18 protein-coding genes are annotated in these 22,878 nt (G+C 69.1%); 13 read left to right on the forward strand and 5 right to left on the reverse strand.

What is annotated here, in order from left to right:
* Positions 1 to 125 precede the first annotated feature (125 nt).
* Complete coding sequence (locus AC07PV_RS10310) at positions 126 to 1,037, reverse strand: helix-turn-helix transcriptional regulator (RefSeq protein ID WP_218296460.1); 912 nt, start codon at positions 1,035 to 1,037, stop codon at positions 126 to 128.
* Between the two features lie 75 nt (positions 1,038 to 1,112).
* On the opposite strand from AC07PV_RS10310, the gene AC07PV_RS10315 reads away from it, so the two are divergent.
* Positions 1,113 to 2,570: an amidase family protein gene (locus AC07PV_RS10315; protein ID WP_494630159.1), complete on the forward strand. Its 1,458-nt coding sequence runs from the start codon at positions 1,113 to 1,115 to the stop codon at positions 2,568 to 2,570.
* 11 nt (positions 2,571 to 2,581) lie between these two features.
* Here the strand turns inward: AC07PV_RS10315 and AC07PV_RS10320 are convergent, their stop codons facing one another.
* Together AC07PV_RS10320 and AC07PV_RS10325 are read right to left on the reverse strand one after the other, a co-directional pair.
* Complete coding sequence (locus AC07PV_RS10320; protein ID WP_218296458.1) at positions 2,582 to 3,100, reverse strand: BON domain-containing protein; 519 nt, start codon at positions 3,098 to 3,100, stop codon at positions 2,582 to 2,584.
* A 37-nt stretch (positions 3,101 to 3,137) separates the two neighbouring features.
* Positions 3,138 to 3,620 (reverse strand): GNAT family N-acetyltransferase, encoded by a 483-nt coding sequence (locus AC07PV_RS10325; protein WP_492806781.1) that lies wholly within the window; start codon positions 3,618 to 3,620, stop codon positions 3,138 to 3,140.
* Between the two features lie 205 nt (positions 3,621 to 3,825).
* On the opposite strand from AC07PV_RS10325, the gene AC07PV_RS10330 reads away from it, so the two are divergent.
* The 5 genes from AC07PV_RS10330 (at position 3,826) to AC07PV_RS10350 (ending at position 12,532) form a co-directional block, all read left to right on the forward strand.
* Positions 3,826 to 4,923: a ligase-associated DNA damage response exonuclease gene (locus AC07PV_RS10330; protein ID WP_494630160.1), complete on the forward strand. Its 1,098-nt coding sequence runs from the start codon at positions 3,826 to 3,828 to the stop codon at positions 4,921 to 4,923.
* On the forward strand, positions 4,920 to 6,629 hold the full coding sequence (locus AC07PV_RS10335; RefSeq protein WP_494630161.1) for an ATP-dependent DNA ligase: 1,710 nt from the start codon (positions 4,920 to 4,922) through the stop codon (positions 6,627 to 6,629). Before AC07PV_RS10330 ends, AC07PV_RS10335 begins: the two co-directional genes overlap by 4 nt.
* Positions 6,626 to 9,340, forward strand: coding sequence for a ligase-associated DNA damage response DEXH box helicase (locus AC07PV_RS10340; protein ID WP_494601246.1), 2,715 nt, complete (start codon positions 6,626 to 6,628; stop codon positions 9,338 to 9,340). The genes AC07PV_RS10335 and AC07PV_RS10340 overlap by 4 nt, the downstream gene beginning before the upstream one ends.
* A gap of 18 nt (positions 9,341 to 9,358) precedes the next feature.
* Complete coding sequence (pdeM, locus tag AC07PV_RS10345; protein ID WP_218296453.1) at positions 9,359 to 10,093, forward strand: ligase-associated DNA damage response endonuclease PdeM; 735 nt, start codon at positions 9,359 to 9,361, stop codon at positions 10,091 to 10,093.
* A gap of 201 nt (positions 10,094 to 10,294) precedes the next feature.
* Complete coding sequence (locus tag AC07PV_RS10350) at positions 10,295 to 12,532, forward strand: NADP-dependent isocitrate dehydrogenase (protein ID WP_494630162.1); 2,238 nt, start codon at positions 10,295 to 10,297, stop codon at positions 12,530 to 12,532.
* Between the two features lie 158 nt (positions 12,533 to 12,690).
* Here AC07PV_RS10350 and AC07PV_RS10355 read toward each other — a convergent pair whose 3' ends face one another.
* Positions 12,691 to 14,076, reverse strand: a complete 1,386-nt coding sequence (locus tag AC07PV_RS10355; protein WP_494630164.1) for a hypothetical protein — start codon at positions 14,074 to 14,076, stop codon at positions 12,691 to 12,693.
* A 145-nt stretch (positions 14,077 to 14,221) separates the two neighbouring features.
* Here AC07PV_RS10355 and AC07PV_RS10360 point away from each other — a divergent pair, with 145 nt between their 5' ends.
* On the forward strand, positions 14,222 to 15,142 hold the full coding sequence (locus AC07PV_RS10360) for a LysR family transcriptional regulator (protein WP_218339257.1): 921 nt from the start codon (positions 14,222 to 14,224) through the stop codon (positions 15,140 to 15,142).
* A 266-nt stretch (positions 15,143 to 15,408) separates the two neighbouring features.
* A complete protein-coding gene (locus tag AC07PV_RS10365) occupies positions 15,409 to 16,440 on the forward strand; it encodes an SEL1-like repeat protein (protein ID WP_218296449.1) in 1,032 nt (343 codons plus the stop codon).
* 177 nt (positions 16,441 to 16,617) lie between these two features.
* Here AC07PV_RS10365 and ggt read toward each other — a convergent pair whose 3' ends face one another.
* Positions 16,618 to 18,495: a gamma-glutamyltransferase gene (gene ggt / locus AC07PV_RS10370; RefSeq protein ID WP_494630165.1), complete on the reverse strand. Its 1,878-nt coding sequence runs from the start codon at positions 18,493 to 18,495 to the stop codon at positions 16,618 to 16,620.
* A 181-nt stretch (positions 18,496 to 18,676) separates the two neighbouring features.
* Here ggt and AC07PV_RS10375 point away from each other — a divergent pair, with 181 nt between their 5' ends.
* From AC07PV_RS10375 to AC07PV_RS10395, 5 genes are all read left to right on the forward strand, one after another.
* The gene (locus AC07PV_RS10375) at positions 18,677 to 19,138 is read left to right on the forward strand and encodes an Lrp/AsnC family transcriptional regulator (RefSeq protein ID WP_218296717.1); all 462 of its coding nucleotides are present in this window, start codon (positions 18,677 to 18,679) and stop codon (positions 19,136 to 19,138) included.
* 170 nt (positions 19,139 to 19,308) lie between these two features.
* The gene (locus tag AC07PV_RS10380; protein WP_218296447.1) at positions 19,309 to 19,959 is read left to right on the forward strand and encodes a TetR/AcrR family transcriptional regulator; all 651 of its coding nucleotides are present in this window, start codon (positions 19,309 to 19,311) and stop codon (positions 19,957 to 19,959) included.
* A gap of 13 nt (positions 19,960 to 19,972) precedes the next feature.
* On the forward strand, positions 19,973 to 20,305 hold the full coding sequence (locus tag AC07PV_RS10385) for a hypothetical protein (RefSeq protein WP_218296446.1): 333 nt from the start codon (positions 19,973 to 19,975) through the stop codon (positions 20,303 to 20,305).
* A 235-nt stretch (positions 20,306 to 20,540) separates the two neighbouring features.
* The gene (locus tag AC07PV_RS10390; RefSeq protein WP_494630167.1) at positions 20,541 to 21,530 is read left to right on the forward strand and encodes a tripartite tricarboxylate transporter substrate binding protein; all 990 of its coding nucleotides are present in this window, start codon (positions 20,541 to 20,543) and stop codon (positions 21,528 to 21,530) included.
* A gap of 106 nt (positions 21,531 to 21,636) precedes the next feature.
* Entirely contained in the window at positions 21,637 to 22,800 is a 1,164-nt protein-coding gene (locus AC07PV_RS10395) for a Gfo/Idh/MocA family protein (RefSeq protein WP_494630168.1), read from the forward strand.
* The last annotated feature ends 78 nt before the right edge of the window (positions 22,801 to 22,878 follow it).

A 22,878-nucleotide genomic window follows, 5' to 3' on the forward strand; every position in this document is an offset into this window, starting at 1 on the left:
ACTGCGGCAACGCGGGACACAACAGTGCGCGGAGACAGGTGAGGAAGGAAGCTCTGGAACCTACGGGGCATATGTTTTCCTTTGCAGGGATGGAAGCCGCAATATGCCGCAGCGGACCGCCAAACCTATTGCGCGTTTTCCACGACATCCACCCCTCTGCGCACGGTCCCCGGGGCGCAGAGGGAGCCCCGGGCGTCCAGGCGACCGGCCAGCTGCCGGTACTGGCTGGGGCTGACGCCACAGGCACGCTGCCAGCCATGCACGAAGTGCGCGGAGTCGAAGAACCCCGCGGCATGCGCGATGCCCGTCAGGCTGGCCGTGCCGCCAAGCAGGGCCTGCTGCGCGTGCTCGATGCGGGCGGCCTGGCGCAGCGTGGCAAAGCCCAGGCCGTGCCGGGCCAGATCGCGTTGCAGCTGGCGCGCGCTGCGACCCAGGCGGCGGGCGGCGTCGGGCAGGGCCAGGGCAGGCTCCTCGCGCCACCAGGCCAGCAGGTCCAGCACCTCGTTCGCGCACCCCAGCCGCCGCGCCAGGGACTGCAGCGTGCGCGGCGCATCCGCCGGGCTGCCGCTGGTGCCGCCGCGCGCCAGCACGCTCACGCACGAGGCGGCAATGCCCGCGCGGATGTCCGCACTGCGCTGCGCCGCGGCACGCAGGGCGCGGTCCGGCAGCATGGGGGATTCCCGCCGCAGCGCGCCCTGGCCATCGAGCTGCGTGTTGACGCCCAGGGGCGCCATCCGGTTGTAGGCGTTCCAGCGGTCCACGAACGCAGAGGGCCCACGGCCCACGGCGGCCGAGGGCGCCAGGAGCGCCTGCACCGGGTTCAGGTCCAGCGCACACAGCAGCGCAAGGCGCGCCTCCCGCCGGGCCTCTTGCCCGCGCGCCTGCGGGCCGCCGCGCAGCACCTGCGCCACATATGCCTGGTGGGTGACGAAGCCCTGCATCTGCGTGCGCACGGCCCGCGCCAGCAGCGCGTGGGGGCGTTCGTCGATATCGCCCAGGCAGGCGGGCAGCAGGTGGTAGCAAAAAAGCGCGGCCATGGCGCTTTTATACAAGCTGGCGCGGCCCGGCCCAGGGACGATGGCCCTCTCCTTCATTCCCTGTGCAAACACACCATGCAACGACGAGATCTTCTGGGCCTGATGGGCCTGACCGCACTGGGCGCCCCCCTGCGCCCCGCTTTCGCCCGCGGCGCCACCCACGGCCTGCTGGCGCTCGATGCCACGGCCCAGGCAGCGCTGGTGCGGGCGGGCCATCTGCAACCCGCGCAGCTGGTGCAGGCCAGCCTGGCGCGCGTGGCGGACGTCAATCCCAGGCTGCAGGCGCTGGTGGAACTCTGCCCCGACCGGGCCCGCGGCCAGTGGCAGGGGCCGCCCTCCCCCGGGCCCTTCTGGGGCGTGCCGTTTGCCTACAAGGACGCGGTCGACCTGCAAGGCACGCACCGGCGCAGCGGCTCGCGCCTGCAGGCGGAGGCGGCACTTTCCAGCGCCTCGTCGCCGCTGGTGGCGCGCTGCGAAGCCAGCGGGCTGATCGCCATCGGCAAGACGGCAACGCCCGAGTTCCAGCTCAGCGCCACCACCGAACCCCTGCTTGGCGGCCCGGTCCGCAATCCCTGGAACCCGCTGCACTCCCCGGGTGGTTCCTCGGGCGGCGCCGCGGCGGCCGTGGCCGCGGGCATGCTGCCCATGGCGCACGCGACGGATGGCGGTGGCTCGATCCGCATCCCCGCCTCGTGCTGCGGGCTGTTCGGGCTCAAGCCCAGCCGCTCGCGCATGCAGGGCTCCGGCCCGCGCGATGCCGGTGTCGACCACGCGGTGAGCCGCACGGTGCGCGACAGCGCCACGCTGTTCTGGTGGAACCAGCGCGGCGATGGCGCCGCGCCGCTGCCGCCCATGCCCGCGGTGCACGGGCCCTCGGCCCGGCGCCTGCGCATTGGCTTCGCGCCGCAGAACCTCTTTGGCGAGATGCCGGACCCCGCCGTGCTGCAGGAAGTCACCCGGGTCGCGCGGCTGTGCGAACGGCTTGGGCACCAGGTGCAGCCCTTTGCGCACGGCATCGACGGCGAGCGGTTCTTCGATGCCTTCATGGTGGCCTGGAGCGGCGGCGCCGAGCGGGCGCTGCAGCAGGCCGAGGGCACGGGCCGCCCGCCCGACACGCTGCTGGAGCCCTGGACCCTGCACCTGGCACGGCACGCGCGCGCGCTCCCCGCCGGCGCGGCGGCACGCGCCGGCGCGCACTTTGCCGCCGTGGGCGCGCAGGTGAATGCCTGGTTCGACGCCGTGGATGTCGTGCTCAGCCCGGTGGCCGCCAGCGAGCCGCCACCGCTGGGGTGGCTTGCCCCCACCGTGCCCGGCGCCACGCTGTGGGCCCGGCTGATGCGCTATGCGTCGTACACGCCGCTGCACAACGTGGCGGGCACGCCGGCGATGTCGGTCCCGCTAGGGCTGAGCGCGCGCGGCCTGCCCATCGGCAGCCATTTCGCGGCGCGGGTCGGCGACGAGCAGACGCTGTTCGCACTGGCCTATGAACTGGAACAGGCCGACCCCTGGTCGCACCGGGTCCCACCGCTGTGAATGAAGCCCCGTCAGGGGCGCGCGGGCGCGAGCGGGTAGCGCGCGCCCGCGCGCGCCGTGCCCACCTGCAGCAGGTTGATGACACCCATCACGTCATCCACCAGCCCCACGGCTTTCTCCAGCGCCTGCGACTGCGCCTCGGACTGCACGCAGCCCATCAGCGTGACCAGCCGCCGCTCGCCCAGCACCCAGACGCTGGTGTCGTCAAAGCGCCCCTCCTCGCGGATATAGCGCTGCACGCGCGGGATGAGCTCCGCGTCGTACAGGTAGGAGTTGGGCAGCCGGCAGCGCCCCACGCGGTGGCAGCTGCCGCCATGCTGCGAGCGCGTGTGCGCCAGCTCGCGCACCTCGGCGTCGGTGTAGAGCGGGCCCTCGGGCACGGGGCATTGCGGGATGGCGCTGGTGACCTGGACGAAGGGGTCGTTGAAGGCATTGGTGCGGGGGGCTGGGCTGCCATCCTGCGCAACGGCCAGGGCAGCCACCCCCAACCACAGCAGGAAGAACTGGAAGAACACACAAACACGGCGCATGCATTGCTCCTTGGTGGACGGCAGGCACCCACGCTGCCTACAACGCGATCTGGTATCGCGCAAATTCCCTGCGGCCTTTCAGCACACAGTCGTACAGGGTAAAACCAAAGTCCTCATAGAGTGCGCGCAGCGGCTGCCGATCGGCCACGCAGTCCAGCCGCAGGTACCGCACACCCAGGCTGCGGGCGTGCTCGCGCCCGAACGCCAGCAGCGCGGCAGACACCCCCTGCCCCGCCCATGCCCGCCGCACGGCCAGCTTGTGCAGGAACGCGGAGGTGCCTGGTTCCGCATCCGGCCAGAAAGTGGGGTCTTCGCGCTGCCAGCGCACCACGCCCGCCACGTCATCGCCCACCCTGGCCACCAGGAAGTGGCCGGTATCCACATCCTGCTGCACACGTTCCTCGCTGAAATCGGACACGGCCCACAGCGGCATCTGGCGGTCTACCAGCCACTGCGCGGCCTCGCGCAGCACCGCCGCGATGGCGGCGGCGTCTGACGGGCGGGCGATTTCTGTGTGCATACGAAAGCGGTATTGGCCTGCAGACAGGGGAGGTCCACGCAGGATGATGGGATGGCGCAAAGAACTATCCGCCTGCACAGCAGGCAGATTGCGGTTTACTCATTTTTTGATAGCTATTGGCGCTTGATGGATAAGCGCTGGAAGTCATTTTTATCTAAATTCTAGGGACAAAACCTCTTTCTGCAATCCCCAGCCCGCCCCCCGGATGGGGCGTGCCCCCTACGATGCCCTGACCGTGCCCCCCAGCGACCTCATCGTCCACCGCCCCGAAGGCCTGTACTGCCCGGCCGGGGATTTCTACATCGACCCCTGGCGGCCGGTCAGCCGGGCCGTGATCACGCATGCGCATTCGGACCATGCGCGCATGGGCTCGGCCCACTACCTGGCGCACCAGGACAGCGAAGGCACGCTGCGCAACCGACTCGGAGCCGATATCGATCTGCAGACGCTGGCCTATGGCGACACCATCGACCACCACGGCGTGCGCCTGTCGCTGCACCCGGCGGGGCATGTGCTGGGATCGGCCCAGGTGCGGGTGGAACATGGCGGCCAGGTGTGGGTGGCCTCGGGCGACTACAAGCTCGAAGACGATGGCACCTGCCCGCCGTTCGAGCCGGTGCGCTGCCATACTTTCATCACCGAATCGACCTTCGGCCTGCCCATCTACCGCTGGCCCTCGCAGCCCGTGCTGTTCGCCGACATCAATGCCTGGTGGGCCGCGAATGCGGCGGCGGGCAAGGCCAGCGTGCTGTATGCCTACGCCTTTGGCAAGGCGCAGCGGCTGCTGCACGGGGTGGATGCGGGCATCGGCCCCATCGTCGTGCACGGCGCGGTGGAGCCGCTCAACGCCGTGTACCGCGCGGCGGGCGTGGCGCTGCCGCCCACCCTGCGCGTGACGGACCCGGGCGCCACCAAGGCCGAGCTGCGCCGCGCGCTGGTGCTGGCACCGCCCTCGGCGGCGGGCACGCCCTGGCTCAAGCGCTTTGGCGAGCATTCCGATGCCTTTGCCAGCGGCTGGATGCTGGTGCGCGGCGCGCGCCGGCGCCGCGGCGTGGACCGGGGCTTCGTGATGAGCGACCACGCGGACTGGCCGAGCCTGCAGAAGGCCATAGCCGCCACGGGGGCCGAGCGCATCATCGTGACCCATGGCAGCACCGAGGTCATGGTGCGCTGGCTGTGCGAGCAGGGACTGGATGCGCAGGTGTTCAAGACCGAATACGGCGCCGACGACAACGAGGACGACGCAGGCGCAGCGCCGCCAACGCAGGCCGATGCACCGGCGCCGGAGGCCGCGGCACCATGAAGGCCTTTGCCACACTGTTCCAGGCTCTGGACTCCACCACCGGGCAGTCGGCCAAGCTGGCCGCGCTGGTGGCCTACCTGCGCTCGGCACCAGCGGCCGATGCGGCCTGGGCCACCTACTTCCTCGCGGGCGGCAAGCCGCGCCAGATGGTGCCCACCAAGCGCCTGAAGGCCCTGGCGCAGGAGGCGGCCGGGCTGCCCGAATGGCTGTTCGAGGAAAGCTACCAGGCCGTGGGCGACCTGGCCGAAACCCTGGCCCTGCTACTGCCCCCGCCGGTGCAGCCGGTGGACCTGCCGCTGGCCGAGTGGATGGCCCGGCTGCTGCCCCTGCGCGCCCTGCCGCCCGAGGAAGCCGACGCCCGCCTGCGCGCGCAGTGGGACAGGCTGGCGCCGGAGCAGCGCTTCGTGTACTTCAAGCTCATCACCAGCAACTTCCGCGTGGGGGTGTCGCGCCTGCAGGTCACGCAGGCACTCGCCACGGTGAGCGCGCTGGACCCCAAGCGCATCGCGCACCGGCTCATGGGCTACACACAGATCGGCCGGCAGCCGCAGGCGGGCGACTACAGCGCGCTGGTGGCCCCCGTGGACGAGGGTGAAGACGGCGCCGCCAGCACGGGCAGCGACACGGCCATGGCAGGCCAGCCCTACCCCTTCTTCCTGGCCCACCCGTTCAGCCAGCCCCTGGGCGAGATGCCCGCGCTGCTGGGCGCGCCCGAAGACTGGCTGGTGGAATGGAAGTGGGACGGAATCCGCGCGCAGATCGTGCGCCGGCGCGGCGCGGTGTGGGTCTGGTCGCGCGGCGAGGAGCTGGTGACCGACCGCTTTCCCGAACTGGCCGATGCCGCGATGGCGGCACTGCCCGACGGCACGGTGGTCGATGGCGAAATCCTCGTATGGCTGCCCGGCGAGCCCCAGCCGCGCCCCTTTGCCGACCTGCAAAAGCGCCTCGGCCGCAAGACACTGACGCCCAAGCTGCTGCGCGAACTGCCCGTGGTGCTGGTGACCTATGACCTGCTCGAACATGCGGGCCAGGACCTGCGCCAGCAGCCCCAGCAGGCCCGCCGCGCGCTGCTGGAGACAGTGCTGCAGCCACCCGACGCCATCGCAGAGCCCGCAGCCCCACCCGCACTGCGCCTGAGCGCCCTGCTGCACGGCGCCGACTGGCCGGACCTCGCGCGCCAGCGCGAGGCCGCGCGCGGCATGGGCACCGAGGGCTTCATGCTCAAACACCGCCAGGCGCACTACGGCGTGGGCCGCACCAAGGACGTGGGCGTGTGGTGGAAGTGGAAGATCGACCCCATGAGCGTGGACGCCGTGCTCATCTACGCCCAGCGCGGCCACGGCCGGCGTGCCAGCCTGTACACCGACTACACCTTTGCCGTGTGGACCGGGCCGCAGGACGACCCCGACCGGCAGCTCGTGCCCTTCGCCAAGGCCTATTCGGGCCTGACGGATGCGGAGATCGCGCAGGTGGACGCCATCGTCCGCAAGACCACGCGCGAGAGCTTCGGGCCCGTGCGCAGCGTGGATGCGACCATGGTCTTCGAGCTCGGCTTCGAGGGCATCGGCAGGAGCCCGCGGCACAAGAGCGGCATCGCCGTGCGCTTTCCACGGATGCTGCGCTGGCGCCAGGACAAGACGGTGGCCGAGGCCGATACCCTGCAGACCCTGATGGCCCTGCTGCCGGGGCAGGACGCTGCCGCATGAGCACGGCGCGCCGTCCGCGCAAGCCGCTGCCCACCGTGGCCGCGAGCGCGGCCGCAGGCTGGATGGCCACGCGCGGCTGGCAGCCCTTCGGCTTCCAGCAGGAGGTGTGGCGCGCCATGGGCGAGGGCCGCTCGGGCCTGCTGCACGCCACCACCGGCGCGGGCAAGACCTATGCCGTGTGGCTGGGTGCGCTGCAGCACCTGGCGCTGGCAGGCGCGCCCGTGGCACCCACGGCGGACGCCAGTGCGCGCACGGCCCTGCGCACACGCCGCGCGGCGGCGCCGCCGCTCACGGTGCTGTGGATCACGCCCATGCGCGCCCTGGCCGCAGACACGCTGCGCGCACTGCAGGCCCCGCTGCCGGACCTGGCGCCAGACTGGACCAGCGGCCTGCGCACCGGCGACACCGCCAGCGGCGAGCGCGCCGCGCAGGACCGCCGCCTGCCCACGCTGCTGGTCACGACGCCCGAGAGCGTGTCGCTGCTGCTGGCGCGGGCCGATGCCCACGAGCGCCTGCGCCATGTGCAGCTGGTGGTGGTGGATGAATGGCACGAGCTGGTGGGCAACAAGCGCGGCGTGCAGGCCCAGCTGGCACTGGCGCGCCTGTCGGGCTGGAACCCGGCGTTGCAGGTGTGGGGCATGTCCGCCACGTTGGGCAACCTGCCGGAGGCACTGGACACACTGCTGCCAAGGCCCGCGCGGGGAGCCCCTGCAGCACCGCCCGCCGTGCTGGTGCAGGGCCGCATCGACAAGGCGCTGAAAGTGGAGGTGATGCTGCCGGCCAAGGTGGACCGCTTTGCCTGGGCCGGCCACATGGGGCTGGCGCTGCTGCCGCAGGTAGTGGAGTCCATCGAGTCGTGTGCATCGTCTCTTGTTTTCACGAATACACGCTCGCAGGCCGAGCGCTGGTACCAGGCCTTGCTGGAGGCGCGGCCCGACTGGGCAGGCACCATCGCACTGCACCACGGATCACTGAGTCAGGACGTGCGGGCATGGGTGGAGAACGGACTGAAAACCGGCACGCTCAAAGCGGTGGTGTGCACCTCCAGCCTGGACCTGGGCGTGGACTTTTTGCCCGTGGAGCAGGTGCTGCAGATCGGCTCGGCCAAGGGCGTGGGGCGGCTGGTGCAGCGCGCGGGCCGCTCGGGCCACGCGCCGGGGCGCACCTCCAGCATCACCCTGGTGCCCACCCACAGCCTGGAGCTGGTGGAGGCCGCTGCCGCGCGCCACGCGCTCGCGCTGGGCCGCATCGAAGACCGGCACACGCCGCGCGCGCCGCTTGATGTGCTGGTGCAGCACCTGGTCACCGTGGCGCTGGGCGGCGGGTTTGTGCCTGACGAGCTGCTGGCCGAGGTGCGCCGTGCCCCGGCGTATGCCCAGCTTGCCGACAACGACTGGTTGTGGGCACTGCAGTTTGTGCGGCAGGGCGGGGCCTCGCTGGCCATCTACCCTGACTTTCAGCGCGCCGTGCCGGACGAAGAAGGCATCTGGCGTGTGCCTGATGCGCGGCTGGCACGCCGGCACCGTAGCAACATCGGCACCATCGTGAGCGATGCCAGCATGCAGGTGCAGTTTGTCAGCGGCGGCCGGCTGGGCTCGGTGGAAGAGAGTTTCATCGCCCGGCTGCGCAAGGGCGACGTTTTCATGTTCGCCGGGCGCCTGCTGGAGCTGGTGCGCACGCAGCAGATGACCGCCTACGTTCGTCTGGCGCCCAAAGGCAGCGCCGCACTGCCGCGCTGGAACGGCGGGCGCATGCCGCTGTCGAACACGCTCGCCGACGCCATGCTGGAGATGCTGGAGCAAGCCGAGCGCGGCGTGTACTCGTCGCCCGAGATGCAATGCGCTCAGCCCCTGCTGGCGCTGCAGCATGCGTGGTCGGCCCTGCCCACCCCCAGCCGCCTGGTGGCCGAAACGCTCAAGACCCGCGAAGGCTGGCACCTGTACCTGTACCCGCTCGCAGGCCGTCTGGTGCACCTGGGCCTGGCCGGCCTGCTGGCGTGGCGCGCATCCGAGCAGGTGCCCAACACCTTCTCGATCGCGGTGAACGACTATGGGCTGGAGCTGCTCTCTGCCAAGCCGATCGACTGGGCCACGCTGCTGCCGCGCCTGATCGGCGAGGGCACGCCCACCCGCATTGGCGGCGGGCTGGAGGATGAAGTGCTGGCCAGCCTGAACGCGACCGAGATGGCACGCCGGCGCTTTCGCGAGATCGCACGCATCGCCGGCCTCATCTTCCAGAGCCACCCGGGCGAGCAGCGCAGCAGCCGCCAGCTGCAGGCATCGTCCTCGCTGTACTACGACGTGTTCGCCCAGTACGACCCGGACAACTTGCTGCTGGCCCAGGCCCGCGCCGAGCTGCTGGCCAACGAGCTGGACATGGAGCGCCTGGCCCGCACCCTGCGCGGCATGCAGGCGCAGACCCTGTCCGTCCATGCCCTCACGCGCCCCACCCCATTCGCCCTGCCGCTGATGGTGGAGCGCTTTCGCGAGCGCCTGAGCACCGAAACGCTGGCCGACCGCCTGGCGCGCATGGTGCAGGCGCTGGAGAAGGCCGCCGACGACACCACCGGCACCCACCACGCCGACCATCCCGTGGCCCCGGCCGACATGGCCTGGGACGTGCCCGACGGGGCCACCGCGTCGCCCCGGCGCGCGCGCCGAGGCGATGCCGGCGACACGCCCCGCCGACCGAGAAGGCGCCATGGATTCTGAGCACCTCGACGACCGACCTTGCCCGTGAACGCAGACCCTTCTTTCGCCCCTTCACCCACCGCACCTCCCCCAGGCGCCCAGGCCATCACCCTGCCCTGCGGCACTGCCCTGTGGCTGCTGCCCCAGCGGGCCGTGTGGTGGCCCGCTGCGCGCACGGCCTTCGTGGCCGACGTGCACTTCGGCAAGGCCGCCACCTTCCGCCGCGCGGGCCAGCCCGTGCCGCATGGCACCACGGCCGACAACCTGGCCCGGCTCGACGCGGTGCTGGCGGCCACGGGCGCCGGACACCTGGTCTTCCTGGGCGATTTTCTGCACGCGCGCAGCGGCGCCGGCGCGCCGCTGTGGAACCAGTTGCTGCCCTGGCGCGAGCGCCACGCCCGCATCCGCATGACCCTGGTGCGCGGCAACCACGACCTGCATGCGGGCGACCCACCCGCGCCGCTGGGCGTCGATGTGGCCGATGAGCCCTGGCGGCCCGTGGAGGGGGCCGGGGTGCTGGCCTGCCACCATCCGCAGGCGGGGCCGGGCGATACGGTGCTGGCAGGGCATTGGCACCCGGTGGCCACCTTGCAGGGCCCTGCGCGGGACACGGTCCGCCTGCCGTGCTTCGCGTGGCAGCCGGGGCTTCTGGTGCTGCCCGCGTTCGGGGCTTTCACGGGCATGTCCAGCCAGCCGGTGCCCCCGTCCGCGCGGCGGTTCGCGGTGGCTGGAGACCGGGTCCGCGAAGTGCCGCGCCGGCCGGCCAGCGCCTGAGCCCGCGTTTCAGGGGCGCTTCGGCCGGGCCCGCCATGAAAAAAAAGGCTTTACCCGTCGGTAAATTTTGCATTATGGGATTCGATTGCAAAAACAGGGGGCACGGAACGCCGCAAGGAAGGAGAATCAGAGAGCATCCGCGTTTGGCCCCGCTGCGACCCGGCCGGGGACATTTACATACTCTGTTTCGTGAGACAAGCCATGACGACCCAGCAACCGACCATCATCTACACCCTGACCGACGAAGCACCCCGTCTGGCCACGGCTTCCTTCCTGCCCATCATCCGCACCTTTGCGGCGCCTGCGGGCATCAACGTGACCGAGAGCGACATCTCCGTGGCCGCGCGCGTGCTGGGCGAGTTCCCCGAATCGCTGACCGCCGAACAGAAGGTGCCCAACACCCTGGCAGAGCTGGGCAAGAAGACCCTGCAGGCCGATGCCAACATCATCAAGCTGCCCAACATCAGCGCCTCGGTGGGCCAGTTGCAGGCCTGCATCAAGGAGCTGCAGGGCAAGGGCTATGCGATCCCTGACTACCCGGAAGATCCCAAGACCGAAGAAGAAAAGGCGATCCGCGCGCGGTATGCCCGCTGCATCGGCTCGGCCGTGAACCCCGTGCTGCGCGAAGGCAACTCCGACCGCCGCGCCCCCAAGGCCGTGAAGGAATACGCGCGCAAGAACCCGCACAGCATGGCCGACTGGAGCCAGGCCTCGCGTTCGCATGTGTCGCACATGCACGCCGGCGACTTCTACCATGGCGAAAAGTCCATGACGCTGGACCGCGCCCGCGACGTGAAGATGGAGCTGATCACCAAGAGCGGCAAGACCGTGGTGCTCAAACCCAAGGTCTCGCTGCTGGACCGCGAGATCATCGACAGCATGTTCATGAGCAAGAAGGCGCTCGTCGAGTTCTACGAAAAGGAAATCGAAGACGCGCGCAAGACCGGCGTGATGTTCTCGCTGCACGTGAAGGCCACGATGATGAAGGTGTCCCACCCCATCGTGTTCGGCCACTGCGTGAAGATCTTCTACAAGGACGCGTTCGCCAAGCACGGCAAGCTGTTCGAAGAGCTGGGCGTGAACGTGAACAACGGCATGGCCAACCTGTACGAAAAGGTCGCCACGCTGCCCACGGCCCAGCGCGAAGAAGTCCTGAAAGACCTGCATGCCTGCCACGAAGGCCGTCCCGAGCTGGCCATGGTCGATTCGGCCAAGGGCATTACCAATTTCCACTCGCCCAACGACATCATCGTGGACGCGTCCATGCCCGCGATGATCCGCAACGGCGGCAAGATGTGGGGCGCCGACGGCCGCCTGAAAGACGTGAAGGCCGTGATGCCCGAATCGACCTTTGCCCGCATCTACCAGGAGATCATCAACTTCTGCAAGTGGCACGGCGCGTTCGACCCCAAGACCATGGGCACGGTGCCCAACGTGGGCCTGATGGCCCAGCAGGCCGAAGAGTACGGCTCGCACGACAAGACGTTTGAGATCACCGAAGACGGCGTGGCCAACATCACCGATCTGGCCACCGGCGAAGTGCTGCTCTCCCAGAACGTGGAAGCCGGCGACATCTGGCGCATGTGCCAGGTCAAGGACGCCGCGATCCGCGACTGGGTCAAGCTGGCCGTGAACCGCGCGCGCAATTCCGGCATGCCCGTGGTGTTCTGGCTCGACTCGTACCGCCCGCACGAGGCGCAGCTGATCACCAAGGTCAAGATGTACCTGCACGAGCACAACACGGCGGGCCTGGACATCCAGATCATGAGCCAGGTGCGTGCGATGCGCTACACGCTGGAGCGCGTGATCCGTGGCCAGGACACCATCAGCGCCACCGGCAACATCCTGCGCGACTACCTGACCGACCTGTTCCCCATCATGGAACTGGGCACCTCGGCCAAGATGCTGTCCATCGTGCCCCTGATGGCCGGTGGCGGCATGTACGAAACCGGCGCGGGCGGCTCCGCACCCAAGCATGTGCAGCAGCTGGTGGAAGAAAACCACCTGCGCTGGGATTCGCTGGGCGAGTTCCTGGCGCTGGCCGTGTCGCTGGAAGATCTGGGCCTGAAGACCGGCAACGCCAAGGCCAAGGTGCTGGCCAAGACGCTGGACGCCGCCACGGGCAAGCTCCTGGACAACAACAAGAATCCTTCGCCCAAGACCGGCCAGCTGGACAACCGCGGCAGCCAGTTCTACCTGGCCCTGTACTGGGCGCAGGAACTGGCCGCGCAGACCGACGATGCCGACCTGGCCAAGTTGTTCGCACCGCTGGCCAAGCAACTGGCCGCTGACGAACAGACCATCGTGGCCGAGCTGGCTGCGGTGCAAGGCGCGCCCGCCGACATCGGCGGCTACTACCTGCCCGACACCGCCAAGCTGGACGCCGTGATGCGCCCCAGCAAGACGCTGAACGCGGCGCTGAAGACCGTGGCTGCGTAAACAACCAGCCAAGCCGCCCGCCCCCTAAAAAGGCCCCGCCCGTCGGGGCCTTTTTTCATTGCCCGACCACACCAGGATGACAAGGCGGCCCGCAGCGGAGCCACCGTTCATGTCGCAGGCGGTGGCGACAAGTAAGTGGCGTGGCTACCGCCCCAGGATCAGGGCCGGTCGCGGTCGGCCACGCGGGTGTTCAGCGCCGCGGGCAGGTAAGCAGGCAGGAACGCACAGCCCTTGCCGAACTGCGCCTCGAAGGCCAGGCACTGCGCAGCGATGCCCTCGGGCGTGGGCTTCACGCCCTCGTCCACCCAGCCCAGCAGGGCGGTCATCAGCGCCGGGTAGGTGGGATCGCTCAGGTAGCTGTGGGTATTGTGCTGGGTGAAGGTCTGCACCAGGCGCGCCGCGCTGCCGCCCTGCTCCATGGTGGCCTTGAAAGCCGCATCCAGCTCGACAAAGGCCGTGGGGTCGTCCACGCCTTTCACGGTGAGCACGGGCACGGGAATGCGGCCACCGAGGTCCGTGTCCTGCGCAAACCGCGCCACGGCGGCCGGGTCCGCGCGGTAGCGCAGCACGGCGGCGTTCAGGGCCGCATCGTCGGGAGAGCCCTTGTACTGCACGCCCTGGTTGCCAAACGGGCTCGCGCCACCGGTGCGGTGCTGCACCGCGTCGCGGTAGTGGAACGTGGCCCAGTTCATGTGGCCCTGGATGGAGCTGGCGGGGATGCGGATCACATCCACGATGGTCTTGACCTTGCGCTGCTGCTCGGGCGTGCGCTCTGCAGCGGGCCGGTTCAGCGCCAGGCATTCGTTCACGCGCGCCGCCAGATCCGCCTGCGTCATGGCCGCATCGAGCGGCAGGCCGATGTTGAGCGGGTACGCCGCCTCGGTGGGGCGGGGGTGGTTGTTGCACAGGTACTGGTAGACCACGCGCAAATCGGTGCGGAAGTCGTACGAGCGGGTGCCGCCCGCGAGCACGCCGCTGGTCAGCAGCACGGCATCGTAGGGGCGCCGGCCGCCGGCCGTGGCCTGGAACATCTCGGCCCCCTTGGCCGCCACGCTGGCGCCCCACGACTGGCCGTGCAGGATGGTGCGCTGCGGCCGGGCCACCTGCTGCACGAAGATCTTGCGCAGGCGCTCGGTATCTTCCGCCGCCGCGCGCACCTCCACGCCGCCCTGGCGGAAGGTGCTGCCCGCCCAGGCGTAGCCCGCACGGACCATGATGGACCAGCGCTCCAGGTCCTCCACCGCGCGCTCCATCCTGGGCGCGCCCAGCGCCGGGCCGCCGTGGGCGTGCAGCACTAGGTGGCCGTTCCACTGCTGCGGCATGGCGATGAGGTAGTAAGCCCCTGCGGAATCCTGGCCCGACAGGCAGCGGGCAATGGGCGCCAGGTCCTTGGGGCAGGGCGTGGCGGCGGGCGCGGCCTCCGCCACCGCCTGGGGTTGGGTGGCAACCGGCGCGCAGCCAGCCAAAAAGACGGCGGCTGCCAGGGCGGCCGGTGCGGCCGCGGTCCGGCGTGGCCAGTCGCGAAGCGGCGGCAAAGCAGTCATGGGAAGGTCTCCGTTGAAATGATAGTGGCGGTGGGCAGCTGCTGCGCATCGTAGAAACGGGGCTCCGATACGTCAAATAGGCAAATCTCCAATCTCCGATACGATTTGCATATGAACCCGCTCCCTGAGCCATTGCACTGCTGACATGGACATCCGCCAGCTCCGCTACTTTCTCGCCGTGGCAGAAGCCGGGCACATGACCCGCGCCGCCGAGCAGCTGGGCATGGCCCAGCCACCGCTGAGCCAGCAGATCAAGGCGCTCGAAAGCACCGTGGGCATGGCCCTGTTCAAACGCCATGCCAAGGGCGTGGCACTGACCGAAGCGGGCCGCGCGCTGCAGGCCGACGCCACGCGCCTGGTGCACGACTTCGATGCGCTGCAAGGCCGCATGCAGTTGCTGGCCGAGGGCAAGACCGGGCGCTTGGCCATCGCCTTCACCAGCTCGGCGGCCGCGCACGAGTTCACGCCATTCGCCCTGCGCGAGTGCCGCGCGCGGCACCCCGGTCTGGTGCTGGAGATCGGCGAGAACAACGCCGCCGAGATCACCGAGGCCGTGGCCGGGGGCCGCCTGCATTGCGGCCTGCTGCGCGTGCCGGTGGCCCGCCCCGAGGGCCTGGCGTTCGACACCCTGCAGCACGAGCCCGCCATGGTGGCCCTGCCCATCGACCACCCGCTGGCGCTGCGCCAGCGGCGCGGCAAGCCGCTGGCCATCCGCATCGCGGACCTGGAGGGCGAGCCCATGATCCTGGTGCGCCGTCCGGGTGCCCCGGGCCTGTACGCCAACCTGCTGGCCCTGTGCGACGAGGAAGGCGTGCGCCCCCGGGTGGTGGCGGAAGTTGCGCGCATGCTGACCAACCTGAACCTCGTGGCGGCGGGCACCGGCATCTCGGTGGTGCCGTCGTCGATGGTGGGCGTGCACCGCCACGCGATCGCGTACCGCCCGCTGGTGGACGGCGGGCGGCTGGACGTGCCGCTCACCCTGGTGTACCGCTCGGCGGACAACATGGGGCCCACGGCCACCTTCACCGCGCTGCTCAACACGCTGGCGCGGCAGGGCACGCCCTGACGCCGGGGGGACCGGTAGGCCATGGCGATCTCGCGCTGCGGCGCCCACGTGTAACTGGCGGCAACAAACCCCACACGGCCGATGCGTGCGGGCACACTGGCGCCGCCGCCGGTGCCGCGCGCCGTCCCCGCCGTGCCCTGCCGCGCACCCCCGTGGCAAGTGGGCGGCGCCGAACGGCGGGCCCCTGCTTGTCCGCATCCGCGTTTTTCTGGCCGCCCCCGGGCCCATCGCCCCATTTACTTTTTATGCCACGTCTGACCCCCTCCTTGTCCTCCCTCGTGTCCGCCGCCTGCCTGGGTGCGCTGCTGTGCGCCGCAGGGCCCGCCGCGGCGGGCCCTAAAGAGGGAGTCCGCGCCTATGAGCGCGGGGAATACGCCACAGCCCTGAAGGAATTGCGTCCCGCCGCGCAGGCCGGCCATGCAGACGCCCAGTACCACCTCGGCCGCATGTACGACGCAGGCCGCGGCGTGGCGCTGAACGAAGCCACGGCGGTGGGCTGGTACCTCAAGGCCGCCCAGCAGGGCCACACGGATGCGATGTACGAGCTGGGCGTGTCCTACGACGAGGGGCTGGGCGTGCCGCAGGACCGGGTGCAGGCCGCCCAGTGGTACCGCAAGGCGGCGGACCTCGGCCACGCCCAGGCGCAATACAACCTGGCGGTGTCCTATGACAAGGCCGAGGGGGTGCCGCAGGACTTCCGCAAGGCGGTGGAGTGGTACCGCAAGGCGGCGGCCCAGGGCCACCTCGATGCGCAGTACAACCTGGGCATTTCGTACGACAAGGGCGAGGGGGTCGACAAAGACCCCCGGCAGGCCGTGCAGTGGTACCGCAAGGCCGCCGAGAAGGACCATCCCGAATCGCAGTTCCAGCTCGGCATGGCGTTCTACCACGGTGACGGGGTGGCCAAGGACCTGGCGCAGGCCGTGCACTGGTACCGGCGCGCGGCGGAGAACGACCTTGCATCCGCGCAGTACCACCTGGGGCTCGCCTACGACGCGGGCGAGGGCATCGCCCAGGACAAGAAGGAGGCCGTGCACTGGTACCGCCAGGCGGCCGGGCAGGACCATGCCAAGGCCCAGTTCAATCTGGCCGTGTCCTATGACGAAGGCGACGGCGTGGCACGGGACAAGAAGCAGGCCGTGCACTGGTACCAGCAGGCGGCCGGGCAGGGACATGCCAAGGCCCAGCGAAACCTGTCGCTGATGTACGCCCGCGGAGAAGGCGTGCCGCGCAACGCGGCCCTGGCGCGCGAATGGGCGCGCAAGGCGGCCGAGCCGCGCGACGGCACACCGGATTGATGCCCTGGCACGCGGTGCCGCCTGGAGCAGCGGCACCGGAGCAGCCCCAGGGTATGGCGGCGGCAGTTGCTATATTTTGAATAGCAAAAACCCGCCATCCATCCTGCGCCAGGGGCATTTTCCCAAGGGACACCGCACTGCGGTGCCGCCGTGGCGGCTCAGGCCGCCACGGTGTCCTCAGTTGTTGCCCTGGGCCGTGCCCTCGCGGCGCGGGTCCGCGCCGCCCGCATACGTGCCCGCGCCGGGGTTGCGCGCCAGCAGGCCCGCATTGCCGTTGGACCGCAGGCCATTGAACACCGCACCATGCAGGCCGCTGGTGAAGGTGTCGGTCTGCGCCACGGTGTGGCCCCGCGCCTTGAGGCCGTCGCGGATGGCGGCCGTGTCGATGACCGAACCCTTTTCGATGGACGTGGTCGCGTTGGTCTGCGCGCCGAAGTTGGGCAGGTTGATCGCCTGCTGCACGTTCAGCCCCCAGTCCGTCATGCCCAGGATGCTCTTGGCGGTGTACTGGATGATGGCGCTGCCGCCGGGCGAGCCGATGGCGCCTTCCAGGTCTCCGGTGGCCGCGTTGAAGATGATCGTGGGCGCCATCGAGCTGCGCGGGCGCTTGCCGGGCTGAACGCTGTTGGCGATGGGCAAGCCTGCAGCGTCGGTGGCGGTGAACGAGAAGTCGGTGAGCTGGTTGTTCAGCAAAAAGCCCCGCACCATCTGCAGGCTGCCGAAGCCGTTCTCGATGGTGGTCGTCATGGACACCGCGTTGCCCGCGTTGTCGATGATGGACAGGTGGGTGGTCGATGGCAGGGCCAGCGAGTTGTCCTGCCCCTTGGCGCCGCTCACGCCCGGCGGTGTGCCCGCCACGGGGGTGCCGATGCTCTTGCTCAGGCTGATGAGCTTGGCGCGCTCGCGCAGGTAGTCGGCGTTGACCAGGCCGGCCTGCGGCACGTTCACGAAGTCAGGGTCGGCCACATACAGCGCGCGGTCGGCATAGGCCAGGCGGTAGGCCTCGGACACCACGTGCACCGCATCCAGCGTGTTGGGCTTCATGGCCGCCAGGTCGAAGCCCTGCAGCAGGCCCAGCGTCTGCAGCACGGCGATGCCGCCCGAGCTGGGCGCGGGCATGCCGCACACGCGGTACTGGGTGCGGTAGACGCCGCAGACGGGCTCGCGCACCTTGTGGGTGTAGCTGCTCAGATCGTCCAGCGACAGCTTGCCGGGGTTGGTGGGGTGGCCCGCTACCTTGGCCACGATGTCCTTGGCGATGTCGCCCTGGTAGAACGCGTTGGCGCCGCCCGCGGCAATGGCCCTGAGCGTGGCGGCCAGTTCGGGGTTCTTGAGCAGCGTGCCGGCCGCCTTGGCCGTGCCGTCGGCATTGAGGAAGTAGCTGGCGCCGGGCTCGCCCTGCGCCTTGATGCGCGCGGCCGAGCCGGCGATGGACACGCTCATGCGCTGCGAGATCGCAAAGCCGTTTTCACTGAGCTGGATCGCGGGCTCGAACAGGTCCTTCCAGGGCAGCTTGCCGTGCACCTTGTGCGCGGCTTCGAGCATGCGCAGCACGCCGGGCGTGCCCACCGAGAGGCCGCCATCCACCGCCGCCAGAAACGCCAGCGGCTTGCCGTCCGCGCCGATGAAGAGATTGGGCGTGGCCGCCTTGGGCGCGGTTTCGCGGCCGTCATAGGCGAGCAGCTTGTTGGCACCCTTGTCGAAGTGCAGCATGAACGCGCCCCCGCCGATGCCCGACGACTGCGACTCCACCAGGTTCAGCACCATCTGCACGGCGATCGCCGCGTCCAGCGCCGTGCCGCCCTTGGCCAGGATGTCGACCCCGGCCTTGGTGGCCAGCGGGTTGGCGGTGGACACCATGTCCTTGTTGGCGTAGCTGATGGCCTTGGGCGCGTAGCCCGAGGGCGGCTCCGGCGGCACGTACTGCTCGACGGGCTCGGGGTTGGCCACCGGCGTGCCGGGGCCGTCATTGCCGCCGCAGGCGGCCAGCAGGGCCAGCGCGGCGATGCCCAGGCCCCAGCGGGTGGGTTGGCGTCGAAAGACAGAAGCCGTCATGGTGAAAGGTCCTTGGAAAGGGAGGGTGGTGAAACCGCCGCCCTGTGGGGCACGGCGGACGGCCCGAGCGCCGGGAACGCCCATCAAGTATGTGACGACTTGATGAAAATCATTTTGCTTTTATGCCCCATTTCACGCCAAATACGAGAAACAGATTTCCTTATTTGCCGTGAAACAGAATCTGGATTCCATCGACCGCCAATTGCTTGCCCTGCTGCAGCACGACGCCGAGACGCCGCTGGCCGAGCTGGCCGATGCCGTGCACCTGTCCAACACGCCCTGCTGGCGGCGCATCCAGTGGCTGCGCGAGAAGGGGTTCATCACACGCCACGTGGCGCTGGTGGACCCGCGCAAGGTCAATGTGGGCGTGACCGTGTTCGTGGCCATCAAGACCAACCAGCACCACCAGCAGTGGTTCGAGACCCTGCGCGACGTGGTGATGGGCATTCCCGAGATCGTGGAGTTCTACCGCATGAGCGGCGACGTGGACTACCTGCTGCGCGTGGTGGTGCCCGACATCCGCGCCTACGATGCGGTCTACAGGCGGCTGACGCAGGCCGTGGCGCTGTCGGACGTGAGCTCGAGCTTCGCGATGGAAGAAATCAAGTTCACCACCGCGCTGCCGCTGGACTACGCGCAATGACGCACTGCCGGGCAGGGGCAGCACGGCGTCCGGCCGGCAGGCCGGCAGGCCGGCTGCGCGGCACAATCCAGTCCGCGCCACCTGATGCCGCCACACCCGCGTCGCCGCCCCTGGCCTCCTGAATCCAGCATGCACTGGATTTTGTTAACCAAATAGTGAACTATTCGGGCATGACCAAAGACACCGAGACCCCCGCCAAGGAGCGCCAGCGGGATGCCGACCGCTCCCAGGGCGTGATCTTCAGCGCCGCGCGCGACGAGTTCGCCGAACACGGCCTGGGCGGCGCGCGCATGGACCGCATCGCCGAGCGGGCGGGCCTGAACAAGCGGCTGATCTACTACTACTTCGAGGACAAGGAAAAGCTCTTCCAGGCCGTGCTGGAGCAGGCCTACCTGCACATCCGCGAGGAAGAGCGCAAGCTCAACCTGCTGGACCTCCCGCCCGCGACCGCCATCCGGCGGCTGGTGGAGTTCACCTGGACCTACTACCTGGAGAACCCCCAGTTCCTCACGCTGCTCAACAGCGCCAACCTGCACAGGGCGCGCCACCTGCAGGAGTCCCAGCGCGCGCGCGAGATGAACTCGCCGTTGATCGCCACGCTGGGCGAGGTGCTGGAGCGTGGGCGGCGCGAGGGCAGCTTCCGCGGCGGGGTGGATCCGCTGCAGCTGTACGTGTCCATCGCCGGGCTGTCGTACTTCTACCTGTCGAACAACCACACGCTGTCGGCGATCTTCGGGCGCGACCTCATGGCCCCGAAGGCGCGCAGCGAGCGGCTTTCGCACATGTGCGATGTGATCCTCGGGTACGTGCTGAGGAACTGAACGGGCCCACACCATGCAAATCGCCGCCGTCCTGATCCTCCTCGTTGCACCCGCCGCCATGGCGGGCTTTCTGCTCTGGCGCGCCTATCAACTGGGTATCAAGCACCGTGTCGCGCTCACCCGTCAGTGGATTTCGCGCCCGCCCGAGGGGATTGAAGGATGCGCGCGGTTGTTTGCCTGGCGAGACCTGTCTTTTGCCATAGCGTTGTTGGCGTCTCTCGGCCTGCTGCTTTCTTTGCCGCAGTACTTACCGGCGTGGGTCTTGCTGATGGCTTTCGGTAGTTTTGTGCACCAAGGTTTCACCGGCTATGCCGTCGCCAAACTTCGAAAGAGGCCATCCCGTTGAGCGCGCAACTCGCTGGCCACTCAGTTGGTTTGCAACTTGACCGCTGAGCCTGTAGGCGCAAGGTAGCAGCGCGGCACGGCCGCCGACCGTTGGCTTCACCGCAATCCACGGGTAAACCCCTACCCCCACCACCCGCGTCCGCGTTGACGCAGGCGCAGCGATGCCTAAAAATAATCTCTATTCACCATTCAGTGAATTAAAGAGCAAGTCCAAGCCTGCCCACGGAGACAAATCCATGCCCATCACCCGCACCACCCGCCGCACTGCAGCCACCGCCCTGGCCGCCGCGATCACCTCCCTGTCCTTCGGCGCCCTGGCGCAAGGCGGCTACCCGACCAAGCCGATCCGCGTGATCGTGCCGTTTGCGGCGGGGAGCACCACCGACATCATTGCGCGCGCCATCGCCGACAAGATGGGTCAGAGCATGGGCCAGACGCTGGTGGTGGACAACCGCGGCGGCGCCAGCGGCACCATCGGCCAGCAGGCCGTGGCCACGGCGGCGCCGGACGGCTACACGGTGATGATCCATTCGTCGTCGCACACGGTGAGCCCCTCGACCTTCGCCAAGCTGCCGTTCGACACGGTGGGCGACTTCGCGGGCGTGACGCCGATCTCGTCGCTGCCCAATGCGCTGGTGATCTCGCCCGCCAAGGGCATCAAGACGCTGCAGGACCTGGTGGCCACGGCCAAGGCCAAGCCCGGCACGGTGAACTTCGCCTCGGCCGGCCAGGGCAGCGCCACGCATTTGAACGCCGAGAAGTTCAAGCTGGCCGCAAAGATCGACGCGCAGAACATCCCCTTCAAGGGCTCGGCCGAGGCCGTGACCGAGGTGCTGTCGGGCCGCGTGGACTACTACTTCTCGCCCATCGCGCCCGTGATCGGCCAGATCAAGGACGGCCAGCTGCTGGCGCTGGCCGTGGGCTCGCCCAAGCGCGCCGCCGCCCTGCCCGATGTGCCCACCACGGCCGAGGCCGGCGTGCCCGGCTCGGAGTTCAACTTCTGGATCGGGATGATGGTGCCGGCCAAGACGCCACGCGACATCGTCAACCGCCTGCACGACGAGGTGGTGAAGGCGCTGGCCACGCCCGAGGTGAAAGAACGTTTCCTGAAACTCGGTGCCGATGCCTGGACGCTCAAGCCCGAGCAGTTCGACGCCTACATCAAGGACGAGATCAAGAGCAACGCCACGCTGGTGAAGGCCGCCGGACTCTCGCCCACACAGTAATTCCCTTGGCGCCGCACCGCACCGCCAGCCCCTGCCGTGGGGGTGGTCAGGCCGCGCCTTTGCCCAATTTTTTTGCAACCTTGAACTGAACGAAAGCACCACCGCCATGGCAACCCAACGACTCGGACTCATCATGCACGGCGTCACCGGCCGCATGGGCATGAACCAGCACTTGATCCGCTCCATCTGCGCCATCCGCGCGCAGGGCGGCGTGGTGCTCGGGAACGGCAACCGCGTGATGCCCGACCCCATCCTCATCGGCCGCAATGCCGAGAAGATGGAGGCCCTGGCCAAGGCCCACGGCATCGCGCGCTGGGGCACGGACCTGGACGCCGCGCTCGCCAACCCCGAGGACACGGTGTTCTTCGACGCCGGCACCACGCAGATGCGCCCCACCCTGCTGGCCAAGGCGATCCGTGCGGGCAAGCACGTGTACTGCGAAAAGCCCATCGCCACCAACCTGAACGAAGCGGTGGAGATCGCTCGCCTGGCCTCGGGCTCGGGCCTCAAGCACGGTGCCGTGCAGGACAAGCTCTTCCTGCCCGGCCTGCGCAAGCTCGACATGCTGCGCCGCGCGGGCTTCTTCGGCCGCATGCTGAGCGTGCGCCTGGAGTTCGGCTACTGGGTCTTCGAAGGCGACCTGCAGCCCATCCAGCGCCCGAGCTGGAACTATCGCAGCGAAGACGGCGGCGGCATGATCCTGGACATGATGTGCCACTGGCGCTACGTGCTGGACAACCTGTTCGGCGAGGTGAAGTCGGTCTCGTGCATCGGCGCCACGCACATCCCCACCCGCTGGGACGAAGCCGGCCAACCGTACAAGGCCACGGCCGACGACGCGGCCTACGCCACCTGCGAGCTCAAGGGCCACAACGGCGAAGACGTGATCGCGCAACTCAACATGAGCTGGGCCACGCGCGTGCGGCGCGACGACCTGGTGACCTTCCATGTGGACGGCACCGACGGCTCGGCCGTCGCGGGCCTCTCCAGCTGCCGCGCGCAAAGCCGCGTGGCCACGCCCCGCCCGGTGTGGAACCCCGACGAGAAGCAGACCATGAACTTCTTCGACCAGTGGCAGGAGATCCCGGACTCGCAGGTCTACGACAACGGCTTCAAGATCCAGTGGGAGCACTTCATCCGCCACGTGGTGGAAGACGCGCCGTACCGCTGGACCCTGCCTGAAGGCGCCAAGGGCGTGCAGCTGGTCGAAGCCGCGCTGGAAAGCTGGAAGGAACGCCGCTGGGTCGATGTGGCCCCCCTGCAAGCTTAACCACCGATTACTGTTTTGATAGCTGCTAGCGCTTGCTGGATAAGCGCCAGAGGCCAATTTCATTCAAATTTCTGCGAG

The sequence above is a fragment of the Acidovorax sp. GW821-FHT09A11 genome, from assembly GCF_059418365.1.

What these genes read in the sequence shown, in the direction of transcription:
- AC07PV_RS10310 (WP_218296460.1), bottom strand. Translation starts at nt 1,037, where the DNA reads ATGGCCGCGCTTTTTTGCTACCACCTGCTGCCCGCCTGCCTGGGCGAT.
- AC07PV_RS10315 (WP_494630159.1), top strand. Translation starts at nt 1,113, where the DNA reads ATGCAACGACGAGATCTTCTGGGCCTGATGGGCCTGACCGCACTGGGC.
- AC07PV_RS10320 (WP_218296458.1), bottom strand. Translation starts at nt 3,100, where the DNA reads ATGCGCCGTGTTTGTGTGTTCTTCCAGTTCTTCCTGCTGTGGTTGGGG.
- AC07PV_RS10325 (WP_492806781.1), bottom strand. Translation starts at nt 3,620, where the DNA reads ATGCACACAGAAATCGCCCGCCCGTCAGACGCCGCCGCCATCGCGGCG.
- AC07PV_RS10330 (WP_494630160.1), top strand. Translation starts at nt 3,826, where the DNA reads ATGGGGCGTGCCCCCTACGATGCCCTGACCGTGCCCCCCAGCGACCTC.
- AC07PV_RS10335 (WP_494630161.1), top strand. Translation starts at nt 4,920, where the DNA reads ATGAAGGCCTTTGCCACACTGTTCCAGGCTCTGGACTCCACCACCGGG.
- AC07PV_RS10340 (WP_494601246.1), top strand. Translation starts at nt 6,626, where the DNA reads ATGAGCACGGCGCGCCGTCCGCGCAAGCCGCTGCCCACCGTGGCCGCG.
- AC07PV_RS10350 (WP_494630162.1), top strand. Translation starts at nt 10,295, where the DNA reads ATGACGACCCAGCAACCGACCATCATCTACACCCTGACCGACGAAGCA.
- AC07PV_RS10355 (WP_494630164.1), bottom strand. Translation starts at nt 14,076, where the DNA reads ATGACTGCTTTGCCGCCGCTTCGCGACTGGCCACGCCGGACCGCGGCC.
- AC07PV_RS10360 (WP_218339257.1), top strand. Translation starts at nt 14,222, where the DNA reads ATGGACATCCGCCAGCTCCGCTACTTTCTCGCCGTGGCAGAAGCCGGG.
- ggt (WP_494630165.1), bottom strand. Translation starts at nt 18,495, where the DNA reads ATGACGGCTTCTGTCTTTCGACGCCAACCCACCCGCTGGGGCCTGGGC.
- AC07PV_RS10380 (WP_218296447.1), top strand. Translation starts at nt 19,309, where the DNA reads ATGACCAAAGACACCGAGACCCCCGCCAAGGAGCGCCAGCGGGATGCC.
- AC07PV_RS10385 (WP_218296446.1), top strand. Translation starts at nt 19,973, where the DNA reads ATGCAAATCGCCGCCGTCCTGATCCTCCTCGTTGCACCCGCCGCCATG.
- AC07PV_RS10390 (WP_494630167.1), top strand. Translation starts at nt 20,541, where the DNA reads ATGCCCATCACCCGCACCACCCGCCGCACTGCAGCCACCGCCCTGGCC.
- AC07PV_RS10395 (WP_494630168.1), top strand. Translation starts at nt 21,637, where the DNA reads ATGGCAACCCAACGACTCGGACTCATCATGCACGGCGTCACCGGCCGC.